This window comes from Virgibacillus sp. JSM 102003, assembly GCF_041949995.1.
Taxonomy (GTDB): domain Bacteria; phylum Bacillota; class Bacilli; order Bacillales; family Amphibacillaceae; genus Lentibacillus.
Window position 1 is genome coordinate 1 of sequence record NZ_JBHFQH010000003.1, and the last position, 16,003, is coordinate 16,003.

At 40.1% G+C, this 16,003-nt stretch carries 19 protein-coding genes; 16 read left to right on the plus strand and 3 right to left on the minus strand.

Translation table 11 applies throughout. The annotated features are described in order from the left end of the window. Positions 1–448: 448 nt before the first annotated feature. The 4 genes from spoIIQ to spoIIID all read left to right on the plus strand — a co-directional run bounded on the left by spoIIQ (position 449) and on the right by spoIIID (position 3,567). Positions 449–1,363: a stage II sporulation protein SpoIIQ gene (gene spoIIQ / locus ACE1TG_RS04120; protein ID WP_375051096.1), complete on the plus strand. Its 915-nt coding sequence runs from the start codon at positions 449–451 to the stop codon at positions 1,361–1,363. Between the two features lie 290 nt (positions 1,364–1,653). After that, positions 1,654–2,667 (plus strand): AimR family lysis-lysogeny pheromone receptor, encoded by a 1,014-nt coding sequence (locus ACE1TG_RS04125; RefSeq protein ID WP_375051097.1) that lies wholly within the window; start codon positions 1,654–1,656, stop codon positions 2,665–2,667. A gap of 72 nt (positions 2,668–2,739) precedes the next feature. Beyond that, on the plus strand, positions 2,740–2,868 hold the full coding sequence (locus tag ACE1TG_RS04130) for a hypothetical protein (protein WP_375051098.1): 129 nt from the start codon (positions 2,740–2,742) through the stop codon (positions 2,866–2,868). A 414-nt stretch (positions 2,869–3,282) separates the two neighbouring features. After that, positions 3,283–3,567, plus strand: coding sequence for a sporulation transcriptional regulator SpoIIID (spoIIID, locus tag ACE1TG_RS04135; protein WP_375051099.1), 285 nt, complete (start codon positions 3,283–3,285; stop codon positions 3,565–3,567). A gap of 206 nt (positions 3,568–3,773) precedes the next feature. On the opposite strand, the gene ACE1TG_RS04140 is transcribed toward spoIIID, so the two are convergent. Both ACE1TG_RS04140 and ACE1TG_RS04145 read right to left on the minus strand, forming a co-directional pair. Beyond that, positions 3,774–4,493, minus strand: a complete 720-nt coding sequence (locus ACE1TG_RS04140; protein ID WP_375051100.1) for a hypothetical protein — start codon at positions 4,491–4,493, stop codon at positions 3,774–3,776. Further along, positions 4,480–5,040: an RNA polymerase sigma factor gene (locus ACE1TG_RS04145; RefSeq protein WP_375051101.1), complete on the minus strand. Its 561-nt coding sequence runs from the start codon at positions 5,038–5,040 to the stop codon at positions 4,480–4,482. Before ACE1TG_RS04145 ends, ACE1TG_RS04140 begins: the two co-directional genes overlap by 14 nt. A 120-nt stretch (positions 5,041–5,160) precedes the next feature. Here ACE1TG_RS04145 and ACE1TG_RS04150 point away from each other — a divergent pair, with 120 nt between their 5' ends. The 9 genes from ACE1TG_RS04150 to ACE1TG_RS04190 all read left to right on the plus strand — a co-directional run bounded on the left by ACE1TG_RS04150 (position 5,161) and on the right by ACE1TG_RS04190 (position 13,218). Continuing rightward, positions 5,161–6,306: an NEW3 domain-containing protein gene (locus tag ACE1TG_RS04150; protein WP_375051102.1), complete on the plus strand. Its 1,146-nt coding sequence runs from the start codon at positions 5,161–5,163 to the stop codon at positions 6,304–6,306. Between the two features lie 2 nt (positions 6,307–6,308). Beyond that, on the plus strand, positions 6,309–7,262 hold the full coding sequence (locus ACE1TG_RS04155; RefSeq protein ID WP_375051103.1) for an ABC transporter ATP-binding protein: 954 nt from the start codon (positions 6,309–6,311) through the stop codon (positions 7,260–7,262). Between the two features lie 4 nt (positions 7,263–7,266). Then, the gene (locus ACE1TG_RS04160; protein WP_375051104.1) at positions 7,267–8,286 is read left to right on the plus strand and encodes an ABC transporter permease; all 1,020 of its coding nucleotides are present in this window, start codon (positions 7,267–7,269) and stop codon (positions 8,284–8,286) included. Between the two features lie 465 nt (positions 8,287–8,751). Continuing rightward, complete coding sequence (mreB, locus tag ACE1TG_RS04165) at positions 8,752–9,753, plus strand: rod shape-determining protein (RefSeq protein WP_375051105.1); 1,002 nt, start codon at positions 8,752–8,754, stop codon at positions 9,751–9,753. Positions 9,754–9,810: 57 nt separating this feature from the next. Further along, on the plus strand, positions 9,811–10,614 hold the full coding sequence (locus ACE1TG_RS04170) for a flagellar hook-basal body protein (RefSeq protein ID WP_375051106.1): 804 nt from the start codon (positions 9,811–9,813) through the stop codon (positions 10,612–10,614). Between the two features lie 10 nt (positions 10,615–10,624). Beyond that, positions 10,625–11,455: a flagellar hook-basal body protein gene (locus tag ACE1TG_RS04175; RefSeq protein WP_375051107.1), complete on the plus strand. Its 831-nt coding sequence runs from the start codon at positions 10,625–10,627 to the stop codon at positions 11,453–11,455. 30 nt (positions 11,456–11,485) lie between these two features. Beyond that, complete coding sequence (locus ACE1TG_RS04180; protein ID WP_375051108.1) at positions 11,486–11,839, plus strand: DNA-directed RNA polymerase subunit beta; 354 nt, start codon at positions 11,486–11,488, stop codon at positions 11,837–11,839. A gap of 349 nt (positions 11,840–12,188) precedes the next feature. Continuing rightward, on the plus strand, positions 12,189–12,608 hold the full coding sequence (gene fabZ / locus ACE1TG_RS04185; protein WP_375051109.1) for a 3-hydroxyacyl-ACP dehydratase FabZ: 420 nt from the start codon (positions 12,189–12,191) through the stop codon (positions 12,606–12,608). A 304-nt stretch (positions 12,609–12,912) separates the two neighbouring features. Further along, on the plus strand, positions 12,913–13,218 hold the full coding sequence (locus ACE1TG_RS04190; protein WP_375051110.1) for a hypothetical protein: 306 nt from the start codon (positions 12,913–12,915) through the stop codon (positions 13,216–13,218). 96 nt (positions 13,219–13,314) lie between these two features. On the opposite strand, the gene ACE1TG_RS04195 is transcribed toward ACE1TG_RS04190, so the two are convergent. Further along, complete coding sequence (locus ACE1TG_RS04195; RefSeq protein ID WP_375051111.1) at positions 13,315–13,503, minus strand: YjfB family protein; 189 nt, start codon at positions 13,501–13,503, stop codon at positions 13,315–13,317. 118 nt (positions 13,504–13,621) lie between these two features. Here ACE1TG_RS04195 and ACE1TG_RS04200 point away from each other — a divergent pair, with 118 nt between their 5' ends. The 3 genes from ACE1TG_RS04200 to ACE1TG_RS04210 all read left to right on the plus strand — a co-directional run bounded on the left by ACE1TG_RS04200 (position 13,622) and on the right by ACE1TG_RS04210 (position 16,001). Next, the gene (locus ACE1TG_RS04200; RefSeq protein ID WP_375051112.1) at positions 13,622–14,122 is read left to right on the plus strand and encodes a competence protein ComK; all 501 of its coding nucleotides are present in this window, start codon (positions 13,622–13,624) and stop codon (positions 14,120–14,122) included. A gap of 139 nt (positions 14,123–14,261) precedes the next feature. Further along, the gene (locus ACE1TG_RS04205; protein ID WP_375051113.1) at positions 14,262–15,116 is read left to right on the plus strand and encodes a TetR/AcrR family transcriptional regulator; all 855 of its coding nucleotides are present in this window, start codon (positions 14,262–14,264) and stop codon (positions 15,114–15,116) included. A gap of 24 nt (positions 15,117–15,140) precedes the next feature. Next, positions 15,141–16,001, plus strand: a complete 861-nt coding sequence (locus ACE1TG_RS04210) for an efflux RND transporter periplasmic adaptor subunit (protein ID WP_375051114.1) — start codon at positions 15,141–15,143, stop codon at positions 15,999–16,001. Positions 16,002–16,003: the final 2 nt, after the last annotated feature.

Consider the following 16,003-nt stretch of genomic DNA (forward strand, 5'->3'; position numbering starts at 1 on the left):
TTGGATTTAGGCGATTTGATCGCTTTCGTTTAAAGGTGTTATTACATCATCAATATAAAAATGTGAATCTAAGGGTGGCATAAATAAGGAGTGAGCAGTCGCTCACCCCAACATTTGACTTAGAACCTTTTTTTGCAGATAAGAAAGTATAACTACTTTCTTAATGCATAAGTGCAAGTAAGGCTTGGCGAAGAGCCTAGTTTTCTAACGAGGTTGAAGTTCGTCATATAGGGTTGAACATCCCAGAAATAAAAAACGTCTCAAAATTACCGCGCAATACTAAATCAATCAATATACTAAAATCAGTCTACCAGTAGCCACAGCGCAGGCAATAAATGCTTAATTTACCCTGAATAACTTAAAAAATACATAAAAACAATAAATTTTTCTAATTTAATGTATATAAATTCCTTTTTCTGCTCAGAATGGTTGTTGAGGTGATGACAATATGAAAGAAGAGAACAATACTCCAAAAAACAAGTGGAGTCGAATTTTTCGCAAGAAGTGGTTTTTTCCAGCAGTGTACTTAACGATTGCTGCGCTTCTTCTGTCGTTGGTGGTCTGGTATCAGAACCTGGACAATCAGATTCAGGAAACGGAGGATGATCAAAGTTCCGAGACATATACACCAGCAGAACATGATGAAGAAGCTCAATCCGTTATGGATCAACAGGAAGTTATTAAGATGCCTGTTGTAAACCAAGATCAAGCAGAAATCGTAACTAATTTCTATGATTACAACGCAGATCAAGAGGAAAAAGAAAATGCATTGGTCATGTTTAACAATCGTTTTTACCAAAGCACAGGCATTGACATTGCATCCGCAGACGGTGAAACATTTGATGTGTTAGCATCGTTAAGCGGTACAGTTACAGAAGTTAGAGAGGATCCGCTGCTAGGAAATGTTGTTGCATTATCGCATGAAAATGATGTTGTAACCTATTATGCGAGTCTGCAGGGAGTCAACGTTAAATCTGGAGACAAGGTTCAGCAAGGCGATGTTCTTGGTAAAGCTGGAGAGAACATGTTTGGTCAGGAAAGTGGTACACACGTCCATTTTGAAATCAGAAAAGATGGAAAAGAAGTTAATCCTGAATCATTCTTCAATCAGCCAGTAACTGCACTGGATGAAGTTTCAACAGAAGACAAAGATACTGAATCTGAAGGAACCGAGGATGCAGGAACCGAACCAGAATCAACGGAAGAAGGAAATGTTGAATCTGAAGGTACGGAAGAAAACACAGACGATTCAGGTACAGGTGCAGAAGATGCATCAAACCAAAACAGTCAAGATGCAAATGTTGAAGGTGGAAATTCAGCGGGTGATACATCCGATTCATCTTCTTCAGAGGATGACGCGTAATCTATTAGCGCAAACCCTAGTTTAAATACTAGGGTTATTTTTTTGCAGTTTAAGGATTTGGTCATTAATCATTGAGATAACCCAGGTTTCCTGACAAATCAGAGCGCTCCCGTGACAAGTCGCAAAAAATGTCGAACGATTAAGGTTTTTATTGAGTGAATGTGTGGTAATATATTCGGTAGTAAATAATTTTGCAGACAATTGACAGAATTTTTGGTAAAAAAAGGTATTTTCTGTCATTCAGAATATAGAAAGGAGCTCTAAGGATGCACTTTTCCAAAGAGAGTTTAATGCCTAATTCTATTATAACAATGGCAAGTGATGATCAATATGCATTGGAACAAGTTTTACAAGTATTAAGACAAGAGCATGACGAGCATACTGCAGATCGGCTTGCACGTAATTTCTGCCTGCAAACAACATCCAATGAAATTAGCAAAAAAGGCATGGAATTTTTATATATGAATGGTCATTATGATGATTTACAGAAATTAATTAATAAAAACAAAAAATCTAGCTGTAAGTCCAATCGAAATTGGGCAGCAGTATACCAGGTGACAATTGACCGTAAATTTAGGATGTATCTACCTAGTGAAATAATCAGACAATTAAGAGACATACGGACGGACGAGCCTGAACTGCAAAGCTTAATGGAGTTCATCAAAATTAACATATATCACAGTATGAATGATTTCAGTCAGTTTGGTAACTCCCTGGAAAAACAGCAATATTTATTTGAAAAAATAGAGGATAGATTTCTGCTGTCATTCTTTCAAATACGATTAAATCAAAGTTTATTTATCTATTATTTAATTCGGAATGAAGTGATCATGGCACGGAAATATGCATTTCGTGTATTAAATGACACTACAAGTCCAAATACAAAAATAAATATACATACCAATCTTGGTTTTTCATACCTTTACGACACGTATTTCCAAGGTATGTATCATATGTCAGAAGCACTGAAAATAGCCAAAAAACATGATTTGCAGAAGAGTATTACAGTAACCGAACAAAAAAATATACCTTTTTTATCAGCGCATTTCAAGAAGACAGAAGGAGTGACTTCCACTGATAAAAGTGAACAAGCCCACATTGAAATCGCAAAGGGTAACAATGCAAAAGCGGAATCCATTCTGAATGAAATACCGATAGACAGCCCATTTAAAATGTACTATTTGGGAATGGCAAAACAGGATAAATACATTCTTCTAAAATCATATAACAGCTTTATCGAAAACCGAAGCGATTATTTCTTCAGCAGAATGCCACTTCAAGAAATCCGTAAAATGGGTGCGTAACAGGGAACAAATTATCTACGTTTATTCGAAAATAGGGTGTAGCGTCATGTTAGAGGTGAAGGGAGAGAAAAAATGAAAAAGCTAGTAGCTATTACAGGTTTTTCTTTAATTATAATTTTAAGCAGCACATTTCATTTTGTTGAACTCGCAGCCGAACCACAGCCATTTTATAACGATCCGGACTTAGGCGACCTTGATTAATTTGTCCAGTTTGAATTTATAGAGAGAGCACGGTTGTAAGGCGATTTTCGTTTATAACGCACACCCTATTTTCTTTTTTTATAAGCCCAGAAAAAAATACTTCTTGTCCTAATCTCCAAAAGATGTAAATTTAATCATAATCCTCTTTGTACATTAATAAAATATTACAAACCAAGCAATCAGAAAAGTCTGAGGTGAGAGCTTGTGTAGCTTTCCATCTACCCACCATAATAAAAATCCACTACATAGCCAAAACATCATATTCTATGGGCTTTATTTGCCCACGTTCCTAACAAAACTGCAGAAGCAGCTGCACATGAGTAGTTGTCAGTAGATAAGTGAGCAGCATGAAAATTGTATCACCTTGTCTCGATTCCACACCTCGGAAATATCCAACTTAGGGAGGCGAACGGTGTGCACGATTACATCAAAGAGAGGACTATCAGGATAGGGAAATATGTCGTGGAGACGAGGAAAACCGTCCGAGTGATAGCAAAAGAATTTGGTGTTTCCAAAAGCACAGTCCATAAAGATCTGACAGAGCGATTACCGGAGATAAATCCAGCGCTATACAACGAAGTAAAAAATATACTCGATTACCACAAATCAATCCGCCATCTCCGCGGGGGTGAAGCAACACGCAATAAGTACAGACTAGATGAAAAAACGGAAGACTCCACGGTTAAACCAGTCGGGTGATACTTACCTAGCACTGACGAACGACATCCCTATCCTAAAGGAGGTGGTGGAGCAACAGCAGCAAGAATACACAGCAACAAGTTTTCCACTTCACAAAAGGACAGATCAGAAACCCAGCCTAGTTTTGGATAATAGGCTGGGTTTTTGGTGTGTGTAATTATAGTGAAGATTTCCACGTGTCTGAGATAAGTGTGTATCATACTGAGTCAGTCTAAATGAACAGTAAAAGTTTCTGGTCCAGTTGGCTCCGAACTACCGCCAGCAGGCTCAATGCTCGATTTAATAAATTTAATCTCATTTACATCCTTCCCTCGGTATAATACTTTGACCGATCCGTCTTCAAGCGGTAAAAGCTTTCCTTCCATCCGATTGTTTTTATCAATCATCCATAACTGGTAGTTGTGGCCATTCAAATTCATCAGCCCATCAATTTCAATCAGTAGCTCCCTTGTTCGATTATTGATCCATACATTGCCAGATACATAATCAAACCTGGATTCAGGTCTAATTTCGTGCTGTATCGTACCCGGATTGGATTGAATTTGTTCCACCTGTATATTGTCGTTATAGACGACTTCTTCTTCCATCATGGGAGGCTGGCTGCTCGTGCTGGATAGAAGTCCAACAAACAAGAATAACGCAGTGGCTATGCTGCTGAACAGATACAGAGGTTTTATACGTCCTTTTTTCAATTGTTTTGTCTCTTCTTTGTCAATACTATTGTCCAGTTTTGCTTTTAATGCTTCGGACGGCACAGCCTTATTCTGCTCTTGATCGCCTAAAAGTCCATCCCAACTTTTCATGGTTTCTTGACATGCCTGACATTGGTTGACATGCCGGATAACCTCACTGTTTTCTTCTTGCTTTAAATTTCCGATTAGGTAGTCAATAATTGCCGACTCAGAAATATGTTTATTGAATGTCATTTTTTTCACCACCACTCGAAAAAATACGAATCTTTTTTCGGAGATTGTTAAGCCCATATCGTATCAATGATTTCACAGATCCTAGTGGCTTGTTCATTGCATTGGCAATTTCTTTATGTGTCTCATTATGAAAATACGATCTGTAAATAGCCTCACTTTGTTCACGGGGTATATGGTTCATTGCATCCCTTACCAGTTTTCTTTCAGAAGCTATTAGAAATTGCACGTCTGCCCCATATTCATGTTCTGCCAATTTATCACGCAGTACAGGCTTCTTCTTTCTTAATTGGTCAATTGCTCTTGATTTGGTTTTGATTGCCAGCCACGCCTTAACTGATCCTTTTGCTGCCTGATATTGATCTGCCTTCTTAAAGACTTCAATGAAAACGTCGTGGCAGATATCCTCTGCCTCGGCTTTATTTTTTGTCATGTACATAGCAATCTGCAGGACAAAACCAATATGTCTTTCATAAAAAACGTTAAACGAATGCCGCGATCCCATAGCTATACTGTTAAGTAGTTGTGTGTCCTCCCTATTTTCATCCACACTGCAACCCCCTATCATATAACCCTATTAAAATTTAGTAATTTTTTTCATTAATGTAAATCCAGAATAACATTTCCTACGTAACTTATACGACAAAAAATTTACGGGAGGTCAATGAAAATGTTCAAGAAATTTCTACTCATTTTTTCTCTTGCAGTTATCAGTACGATTAGCTCTGTCCATGCAGCGGGAGGTCTGACATTGTTCACCCCGCATACTGGCTTATCGGTAACACCGGGTGAGACAATTGATTACCAGGTGAAAGTTATTAACAGCGGATCAAGTATCCAGAATATGAAGTTTTCAGTTGATGGGTTACCTGATGGATGGAGCTATACAATTACATCAGGTGGACAGGATATTAAGCAATTGTCAGTCAGACCAGATAGTGAGCAGCAGATAACGCTTGAGGTTAGTGTTCCGCTTGAAGTTAAAAAAGCTGACTATAATTATTCATTAGTAGCAAATGGTGAAGGCAATGCCAATTCAGAACTTCCTTTTCTAACTACCGTATCGGAACAGGGGACGTTTGAAACGGAATTAAGTTCAGAACAGCCGAATATGGAAGGACATGCAGACTCAACTTTTTCTTATAATGTGACAGTCGACAACAGCACAGCGGAAAAGCAGAATTATGCACTTAGCTCTGGCGCAGCAAAGGGGTGGGGTGTCACGTTCAAATCCGGTGGAAAATCGATCACATCAGTATCTCTTAAACCAAATGGATCAAAGGATGTAACAGTCGAAGTAACTCCTCCAAAAAATGTAAAGGCAGGTACCTACCAGATTCCAATAAAGGCAGCAACAAGCAGTACCTCGGCAAAAATGAAACTGGAGGCAGTTATTACAGGGTCCTACAGTATTAAACTGACCACCCCATCAGGAAAATTAAGTAAGGAAGTAACCGCTGGTGAGGATAAGGTGATTGACTTAGCTGTTAAAAACACTGGAACAGCGGATCTTACGGGCGTTAATCTCAAAGCATCAACACCACCAAACTGGGAGATCGAATTCAAGGAAAGTACCATTTCAACAATAAAGGCAGGTGAAGAAAAAACTGTTCAAGCAACATTGACAGCACCAGATGAAGCGATAGCAGGTGACTATGTGACGACATTGACTGCTGAAACAGCCCAAGCATCATCAAAAGCCGATTTCCGTATATCTGTAGAAACCTCAACAATTTGGGGATTTATTGGTGTCCTGATCATATTAGGTGTTCTTGGCGGTCTATATTATATCTTTAGAAGATACGGGAGGAGATAAACATGTTGCAGCCGATCATTAAAGTCAGCAATGCCTCTAAAAGTTACGATGATCAGCTGGCAGTTGATCATTTATCTCTGCAAATTCCTAAGGGGGAAATTTATGGTCTACTGGGACCAAATGGGGCCGGAAAAACAACAGCTATCCTGATGCTGCTTGGTTTAAGTGAACCAACGTCAGGTAGTGTCAGCGTGTGTGGCATCAACTCTACCCGTCAACCCATTGAGGTTAAGCGCAGGGTTGGGTATCTGCCGGATAATTTAGGCTTCTATCAGAATATGACAGGGTTTGAAAATCTTCTGTTCACGGCAGAATTAAACAATATTCCAAGAGATGTCGCAAAAGAAAGGGCACGTGATCTCTTAAAGACAGTTGATCTGACTGAATCCGCTTCTAAGAAAACCGGCAAATATTCACGCGGTATGAAGCAGCGCTTGGGGATGGCTGATGTTTTAATGAAAAATCCAGAGGTCATTATCCTCGATGAACCAACATTGGGAATTGACCCTGAAGGTGTCCGTGAATTACTGAGATTAATTAAGGAGCTCAATGAAAATGATAATTTAACCATTCTCCTATCATCTCACCATTTGCATCAGGTACAGCAAGTATGTCACCGGGCCGGAATTTTCGTTAAAGGTAATCTTCTAGCTGAAGGAAATGTTGCGAGCCTTGCCAGACAATTGTTTTCTGAAGAGTCAATTGTTGTTACCGTACGTGCCGAACCAATGGATACTGACCTAATTGAGAAAATAGAATCCATTAGCGGTGTCATTAAGACTGAGGATGTACAATCATACCTCGAAATATATTGCACTCAAGATGTGACATCTAAAATCAGCCAAGCAATTATTCAATCGGGAAGTTCTTTGTATCATATCGACAAAAAGAACCTAGGACTTGATGAAATCTATCATCGTTATTTTGAAGGACGTGATCTGAATGAATCTGTCTAGTAAAATGACAAAATGGAAACCATTTAGCATCGGCAGTGGTGAAACATTAGCCAACAAAAATAAAAGTGCATTCTTTGCCCTTGTACGAAAAGAATTCACGGATAACGTAACAAGTTGGCGTGTCATTATCATGCTGGCAATCATCCTCTTAACATGCGTTGGATCACTTTATACAGCTGTCACAACAATTCAGGATGCTATCAGTAAAGCGAATGAATCTCAGCAGATTGGTCAGGATTCATATCTCTTTCTGAAGCTATTTACTGTATCGGATGGAACATTGCCGAACTTTATTACGTTTGTCCAATTTCTTGGTCCACTGCTGGGCATCGCTTTAGGATTTGATGCCATTAATGCTGAGCGCAATAAAGGTACACTGAACAGGCTGATGTCACAACCCATTCCACGTGATTATGTACTGAACGCCAAATTCATCGCCGCACTACTATTGAATGTTGTTCTGTTCTTTTCGCTTGGGTTTCTGGTCATGGCATTTGGTATCCTGATACTGGGTATCCCGCCGACACTTGAAGAATTTGCACGGCTCTTCTTCTTTTTGGTCCTGTGCATCGCCTATATTGCTTTTTGGCTAAACTTGGGAATCCTGTTTTCAGTATTATTCCGTCAGTCAGCAACATCTGCCCTTTCAAGTTTGGGCGTATGGTTGTTTTTTAGTATATTTTACAATATGATTATACAACTTATTTCTAAATCTATGTTCTCTGGCGGAGGCATAACAAGTCCAGAACAGATTATTGAGAGAAAGGGTACCGTTCTAAACATGATGAGGCTTTCGCCAAACTATTTGTTTAATGAGTCAACCATAACACTTTTATCACCGGCAGTAAGAAGTCTTGGACCGCTGACAAGAAGTCAGAAAGCAGGCGCTATACCGAGTCCTTTGCCGCTTGATCAAAGTCTGCTCTTAATCTGGCCGCAGTTGACCGGTTTAATTGCAGCTACATTAATTTGCTTTGCGATTGCCTATATCTTGTTTATGCGGCAAGAAATCCGTTCCAATTAAAAACTGAAAACATAAACGGAACGAGGCTGGGATGAAAGTTTTTAACCAAATGGAAAACCCGGACTAACTGAAAAATGGTGCATATAACCAGCTCACTTTGGCTTTTCTTCCCGCAGCACTCTACGTATATATCCTAAGCTGGTTTCGTGCATTGTTTTTCTTTTATAATACATTTTTCGCTATGTCCCAGCCTCGGTTCGTTTGTTTTCGCTTTATGAATCAGGATAGGAACAATGTCACTATGAAAGACAAAACTTGTATCGATCACACTACGTAGTTTGGCCAATCCTCCTTTGCAAAATTTCCTGTTACAAAATATGGAGTCAAGTTATGAAGAAAAAATTCATCACCTTTTTTTCAAAATTTGCAGTTATATGTAGAGTTTTGTGGTAAAATATAATATTAGTAGCATTGTGTTCTCTTACAGATGCGAGAAAGTAATTGTAGCAGGGAGGATCTAAATTAATGTTTTCTAGGGACATCGGAATCGACCTTGGAACAGCCAATGTGTTGATACATGTAAAAGGAAAAGGAATTGTTTTGGACGAACCATCTGTTGTTGCGATGGATCGTAATACAGGCCGTGTGCTTGAAGTAGGTGAAGCGGCGCGCCGCATGGTTGGGCGTACACCAGGAAATATTGAGGCCATTCGCCCATTAAAAGATGGCGTGATTGCTGACTTTGATGTTACAGAAGCGATGTTAAAGCATTTTATAAATAAAATTAATGTAAGAGGTTTTCTTTCTAAGCCGAGAATGCTTATTTGCTGCCCGACAAATATTACAAAGGTAGAGCAAAAAGCGATTAAAGAAGCAGCTGAGAAATCCGGCGGCAAACGTGTTTATCTTGAAGAAGAGCCAAAAGTAGCAGCGATTGGAGCTGGCATGGAAATATACCAGCCGAGCGGAAACATGGTCGTTGATATTGGTGGAGGAACTACAGATGTAGCGGTATTGTCAATGGGTGATATTGTCACAGCAGAGTCTATTAAAATGGCTGGTGATAAGTTTGATGCGGAAATTCTTCAATACATAAAAAAAGAATACAAACTACTAATTGGTGAACGTACAGCAGAAGAAATTAAAATCAATGTGGCGACTGTTTTCAAAGGCGGACGCCATGAGCAGCTGGACATTCGCGGACGTGATATGGTTTCTGGTTTGCCTCGTACAATAACAGTTTATTCGGATGAAATTGAAGAAGCATTGCGTGAGCCAGTCTCACTCATTACGCAAGGTGCTAAACTGGTACTTGAGCGCACGCCTCCAGAATTGTCGGCGGATATCATTGATCGTGGCGTGATTCTGACAGGTGGTGGAGCGCTAATCCACGGTATCGACCAGCTGTTGGCTGAAGAACTGAAGGTTCCTGTTTTTATGTCAGAAGAGCCAATGAATTGTGTCGCAAAAGGTACAGGTATTATGTTAGAGAACATCGACAAAATTGAACGGAAAAAGATTGGTTAATTTGTAACCTCACTATATACTTCTTGAACGAATCACCTTTTAAGGGGGTTGAAAATTTTGCTTAGAGGATTTTATACGGCAGCCAGTGGAATGCTTTCACAGCAACGCGCACAAGAAGCTCTATCAAATAATATCGCTAACGCTAATACACCGGGTTACAAGGCAGATCAGCCGACATTACGTGCTTTTCCTGAAATGCTGATGCAGCAAATGGGGGGCAAAAATATTCCAACATCGCGTGGACTGAATTTACCTGTCCAGGATCCAATTGGGTCATTAAATACCGGGGTATACGTACAGGAAAACGTCCCTAATTTTAAACAAGGTGATATTCGTAAAACGGGTATTGGAACTGACTTAGCACTTGTGAATGGACAACTTCCAGATGAAACAGGGAGTCTGTTTTTCACGGTTCAAAATGAGGCTGGAGAAGAGCGTTTCACACGAAATGGTAATTTTACGGTTGATGGGGAAGGCTTTCTCACAACAAATCAAGGTTATTACGTGTTAGATCAAGCGGGTAATCCGATTCAGACGAACGGAATGGAATTTGATGTAACAGAAAATGGAGCACTTCAGGTTAATGGTCAAACCATCCCACTTGGTATTGCGTACACACCGAACGCGAATGATTTTGCAAAAGAAGGAAATGGGCTTTTTAATGGTGAAGCGGGTGCAGTTCCTGCAGGTGAAACATTCAGTGTTCAGCAAGGTGCTTTAGAACGCTCCAACGTTAATGCACTGCAATCGATGACCCGAATGATGGAAACATACCGGTCGTTTGAAATGAACCAGAAAGTATTGAAGGCCTATGATCAAAGTATGGGAAAAGCAGTTAGCGAAATTGGCCGTCTAGGCTAGGAGGGGTATTATGTCACGAACGATGATTCAAGCGGCAGTAACAATGAACCAGTTGCAAAACAAACTCGACTTGATCGGAAATAACATGGCAAACAGTCAGACAACCGGCTATAAAACACGCCAGGCAGATTTCTCCTCATTGTTATTTCAGCAAATCAACAACATGACAGACCCTGCCAACGCCGAGGGTCGCTTAACCCCTGATGGAGTGCGAGTAGGTTCAGGGGCCAAGCTTGGTTCGGTCAATATTGATTTGGCTCCAGGGTCTATCACCGAGACGGACCGAGCTTTGGACACTGCGTTACTCGGAAAAAATCATCTATACCAAATTCAGGTTACCGAAAATGGCAACACAGAAACACAGTATACACGTGATGGCTCATTTTATTTAAGCCCGGTTAATAATAATCAGTCCGTTATGCTGACAACAAAAGATGGCAACCCGGTAATGGGCGAGAATGGACCAATTGTTATTGAAGAAGGCTTTGAAGCGATTAATATTCAGCCTGATGGGCAAATTACAGTCAAACGAGGGAACCAAACGGAAAATTCTGGTAATCTAGCAATTGCTGAAGCGGTTAGACCTAGATTGTTGGAAGCTGCAGGGGATAACGCATTTCGACTGCCAAATCTGGATGAATTAGGATTCAATTTTAATGAAATCATTCAAGCTGCTGCACCGAATACGGATGTATTGAAAAGTGGAGCATTAGAACATTCGAATGTAGATATTTCCAAACAAATGACGGACATGATTTCAACGCAACGTTCGTATCAGTTTAATTCCAGAACAATTTCAATGAGTGATCAGATGATGGGACTTGTCAACCAGCTTCGATAAGTAACAAAAGGATATAAGGGGTAAGAAACCATGCCAACAAAACTAACGGAGAAACCTGTTGAAAAAAAATCCAGAAGCAAGAAACAGTCTGCTGATCAGGAGAAAGAACTGACCCAGCAGCGTGAAAATGAGAAATCAACAGATAAATCCACACGTAAAGAGCAAAAGAAGAAACAAAAGATAGAAAAACGACAAAACAAGAAGCCACGTCGCCGTGTTTTCCCAATATGGGCGCGGATTATTGTTGTGCTCGTCATAGGGGCAGTGGCATTAGCGGCCGGTTTGATGGTTGGTTATGGGATTATCGGAGAGGGAAACCCTAGCGATGCATTGGAAATGGAGACGTGGCAGCACATTATCGATATTGTAACGAAAAAAGAGTAAGCATATCCACTCGTACTGGATATGCTTATTTTATTTTTGTATAGGAAATTAAAAATTTGAGTGCTGTGGATAATTGGACATCCGAATCAGCGACGTCCAGCTCCGACGTACAGGACGTACTAGTGCCGGTGACGCCACAGGACGTGGCGTTCTCACCGGCCAGCGCCTAGCGCCTAGTGGACTTCCCTCCCCGTGTCTACGATAAGTCAACATCGAATCGCTTACGCTCTTCGTGTATCCTTTATCTCACACGGGTCAGTCTAGTCCATACGGCGCTGAACAGGCGCTTGCGCTTTTGTTCTTGATTTTTGCTATAATGAAGACAAAAGAATGAAGGAGCGATACCAAAATGGACATCGAACAAATTAAAGAAACAATTCCGCACCGGTACCCGTTTTTATTAGTCGATAAAGTGATTGAAATGGAAGAAGGAAAGCGTGTTACTGCACTAAAAAATGTAACGGCTAACGAACCATTCTTCCAAGGGCATTTTCCCAATTATCCTGTTATGCCTGGTGTATTAATTGTCGAAGCACTTGCGCAAGCTGGAGCAATTGCTGTACTTGGGATTGAAGAAAATAAAGGAAAAATCGGCTTTCTGGCAGGACTGGATAAATGCCGTTTTAAACGTCAGGTCAAACCGGGAGATCAGTTGAAATTGGACGTTGAGATCATTCGAATAAAAGGCCCGATTGGAAAAGGGAAAGCTGTCGCAATAGTTGACGATGAAGTTGCCTGTGAAGCAGAAATCACCTTTGCTATACAATAATCCAAGAATTCTCCACACTACGTATGTGGGGAATTTTTTAGTTTTTATGAATAGACTATTTTCTTGAAAACAGAAAATCCGCATTTTGAAAATTAATGCGCTTTGGAGGAAGATCAGGTTGATATTTTGAATTTGAGGTTGATAACCGGCAATTCAAGTTGATATCCCACATGTAAGGGTGTTAATCCAAAACTTAGGTTGATATTCCCACTCCCACGCACAACATTTTCATAAAAGTCAAGTATCACTTTTTAGTAAGTGGTTAAACTATAAGCGATATGAACAATTTAAGGAGGGAAACAACATGAAAAGGAAATTACTAATTAAATTCGGTGCACCCGTGTTGGCATTATCTCTAGTTGCTGCTTGTGGAACGGATGAGCAGCAGGATCCAGTTGAGGAAGAAGAGGCTCCATTAAACCAAGAGGAAGATAATGGTGACATGAATCAGGACGAAAATAACCAGGATGGTGGCATGAATGAAGACCAGAACGGTGGAACTAATGGCGGTGGCGATGATGCTACTGGTGATGAAACGGACACAGATAACAATAATGGAACAGATGGCAACGAAGATACAATGAATAACGATGAAGAAGAAAATAACTAATTGTTCATTACACCGTATAATCCCCTTGTTAAATGAATAAGGGGATTTTTCGTTTATTGAAAAATCCCCCGCTTCTGCAGAGGATTTTTCAAAAGGCTATGCTTTTACATCAATCGAGCTTCCAAGCGATGGATGGGGCGCTGAAGCTTGAGGCGTTTGCATCATTTTAATTAGTTGCTGGCCCTGTTGCTCCATAAGCCCTTTTGCATTTTTCATGACGGCCAAGCTCACATCAGCTCGTACCTGCTTGTTTGCCGAAACGACAGACATTGCTGCTATATCCATTACACAAGCCTCCTTACACTTCTTTTATCGACAATAATAGCACAATTGTGAACATCAAATAGATTATGTTGATAAAACATAGTACAATATGCTTATAACTTACCAGGGGGAGAAGTTAATGGGGGATGGTATTTCATCATCAGTATACATAATCACGCAGAAAACGAAGGCAATTTTAAAGAATGATTCTTCGTATTATCGGTCAAAAATTATGGAGACACAACGCGAAACGCACTCTATCCATAGGCCGGAACAAATCATTGACCATACATGTTTATTGTACGGATCAACACTTGAAGGACGGAGAGCTGCAGTGAAAGATATTCTTAAGATTAACTGCAAGGTTCCTATTCCAGTCATTCCGGGCAAAGGTGTGTTCATGCTGCCCACATCGTCAACGAAAAATAAAGATTGTGCGTGGCTCTCATTTTATCAAATTAAGGGTTATGAACAGCGCAATGGTCAAACATATATTGTATTTAATGACGGTACAGGCCTATATGTTAACACGTCAGAAAAATCATTTGACCTCCAATTTAAACGAACAAGTCAGGTAATTGCCCACTTGAATCGTTCAATCTTTTTTGGCAAACGCTCATTACCATGGGATCTTTATTAAACTTCCGCAATCAGGGAGTTTTTTTCTTGCAAAAAAACCCCAGCATCATGTAATATAAGAAAAGTGACTGACCGGTTAGTATAGTCTAAAAAAGTGGAACCAAACAGCAACTAAATCGTATAACGAAACAGGTGTTCAAATGAATGAGAAAAAAATGAAGCTCATTGAAGCAGGTATGAGGTTATTTGCTGAGAAGGGCTACCATAACACATCAATTCAGGAAATTGCTTCAGAAGCTGGCGTCTCCAAAGGTGCCTTTTACTTATATTTTCAGTCAAAAGAGGATTTTATCACAACAGCTTTTCATTTTTACCATGATGAGATTACCGAGCAAATTAAACAGGTGAGTGAACAAAATCTCGAGCCCCGCGAAAGCCTAGCAAAACAAATCGAAGTCATTATCGCGTACATATACGAGTACAAGGATTTTCTCACAATGCAGCTTCGTGAAAATATTTCGATTGGCGAAGATACGGATACGTTTATCAGACAAATGAAAATGCAAAATTTTCACTGGCTGCGGCAAAATATAACTGCGATTTACGGTGAAAAAATCGCACCCTATCTAGTGGATATTAGTATTCAGCTGGATGGGCTGATGAATGGCTACTTTAAATGGATTGTTATCGACGATATCTCTATTGACCGGACGATAATAGGTGCGTATCTCGTAAGGCGTATCGACGATATAGTGAAGGGGCTGCTTGACCGAGATGAGATAGTGATAATTACGGAAAAAAATATTGCCGATTTATACCAGGATGGCGAACAGCAATTAGCTGACCTCAAAGAAAAAGTTCACAAGCTGCAGATATCTCAGGAAAAAGTGAAGCAGCTGATTGATGTAATTGACATTATTTTAATAGAAATACGTAAAGATGAACCGCAATACATGATGATCCAGGGATTGCTGGTCCATTTTCAGCGAATACCGGAATTGAAGAAAGAATGTGAATCAATCGCTCGTGTTTTAGATATCGATTTGCTTGATTAAATTAATTGAAGAGGAGTTACATCAATGCGTAAAATGCTTGTTAGTATGATAGCAATTGCCTTAATTGGCGTTCTTGCTGCATGTAATCAAAATGAAGAATCAGCCGAAGATAAAAAAGAAACAGTTACTCCAGTCGAAACAGTTAACGTGACAACTGGTGACATGGTTATCGAAAAATCACTTTACGGACGTACAGCACCGGCAAGTACAACACCAGTTATGCTGCAAAATCCAGGAGAAGTCACCGAACTGGAAGTCGAAAACGGTGAAAAGGTTAAAGAAGATGACCTGATTGCAACTATTCAAACAGCAAGAGGGAACCAGAACATCTACGCTTCCAAAGATGGTGAAATTGCCAATTTAAACGTTGAGGAAGGATCGATGGCATCGAATTCAGATCCACTCGCGGTAATTGCCGACTTTAACTCCATGAAATTGAACTTTACTGTAACTGCCGAAACATTGGATCTTTTTGAAAAAGAAGACACGTTCACGGCAGCAATTGACGAGACCGAATACGAGGCAGAAATCACGTCGATTGCCTCGATGCCTGATGATACTGGTCTATATCCAGTTGAGGCAACGATTGATAATAAAGATGACGCTGTATTAGCTGGAATGATCGCGATTATGAAGGTTCCGGAAAAAAGGGTGAAAGATACCGTTATCGTACCAACTTCAGCGATCGTCGATGAAAGTGGCGAAACGTTCGTTTACGTAATAGAAGATGAAAAAGCAATTAAAAAAGCAGTGACTATCAAAGAATCCCAATCCAATGAAACAGCGATTGAGGGTGAGGTCAACGACGGTGCTCAGGTTGTCACAAATGGACAGCTGACACTTACGGACGAAAGCAAAGTCAACGTCGTGAAAGAAGGGGAATAAAT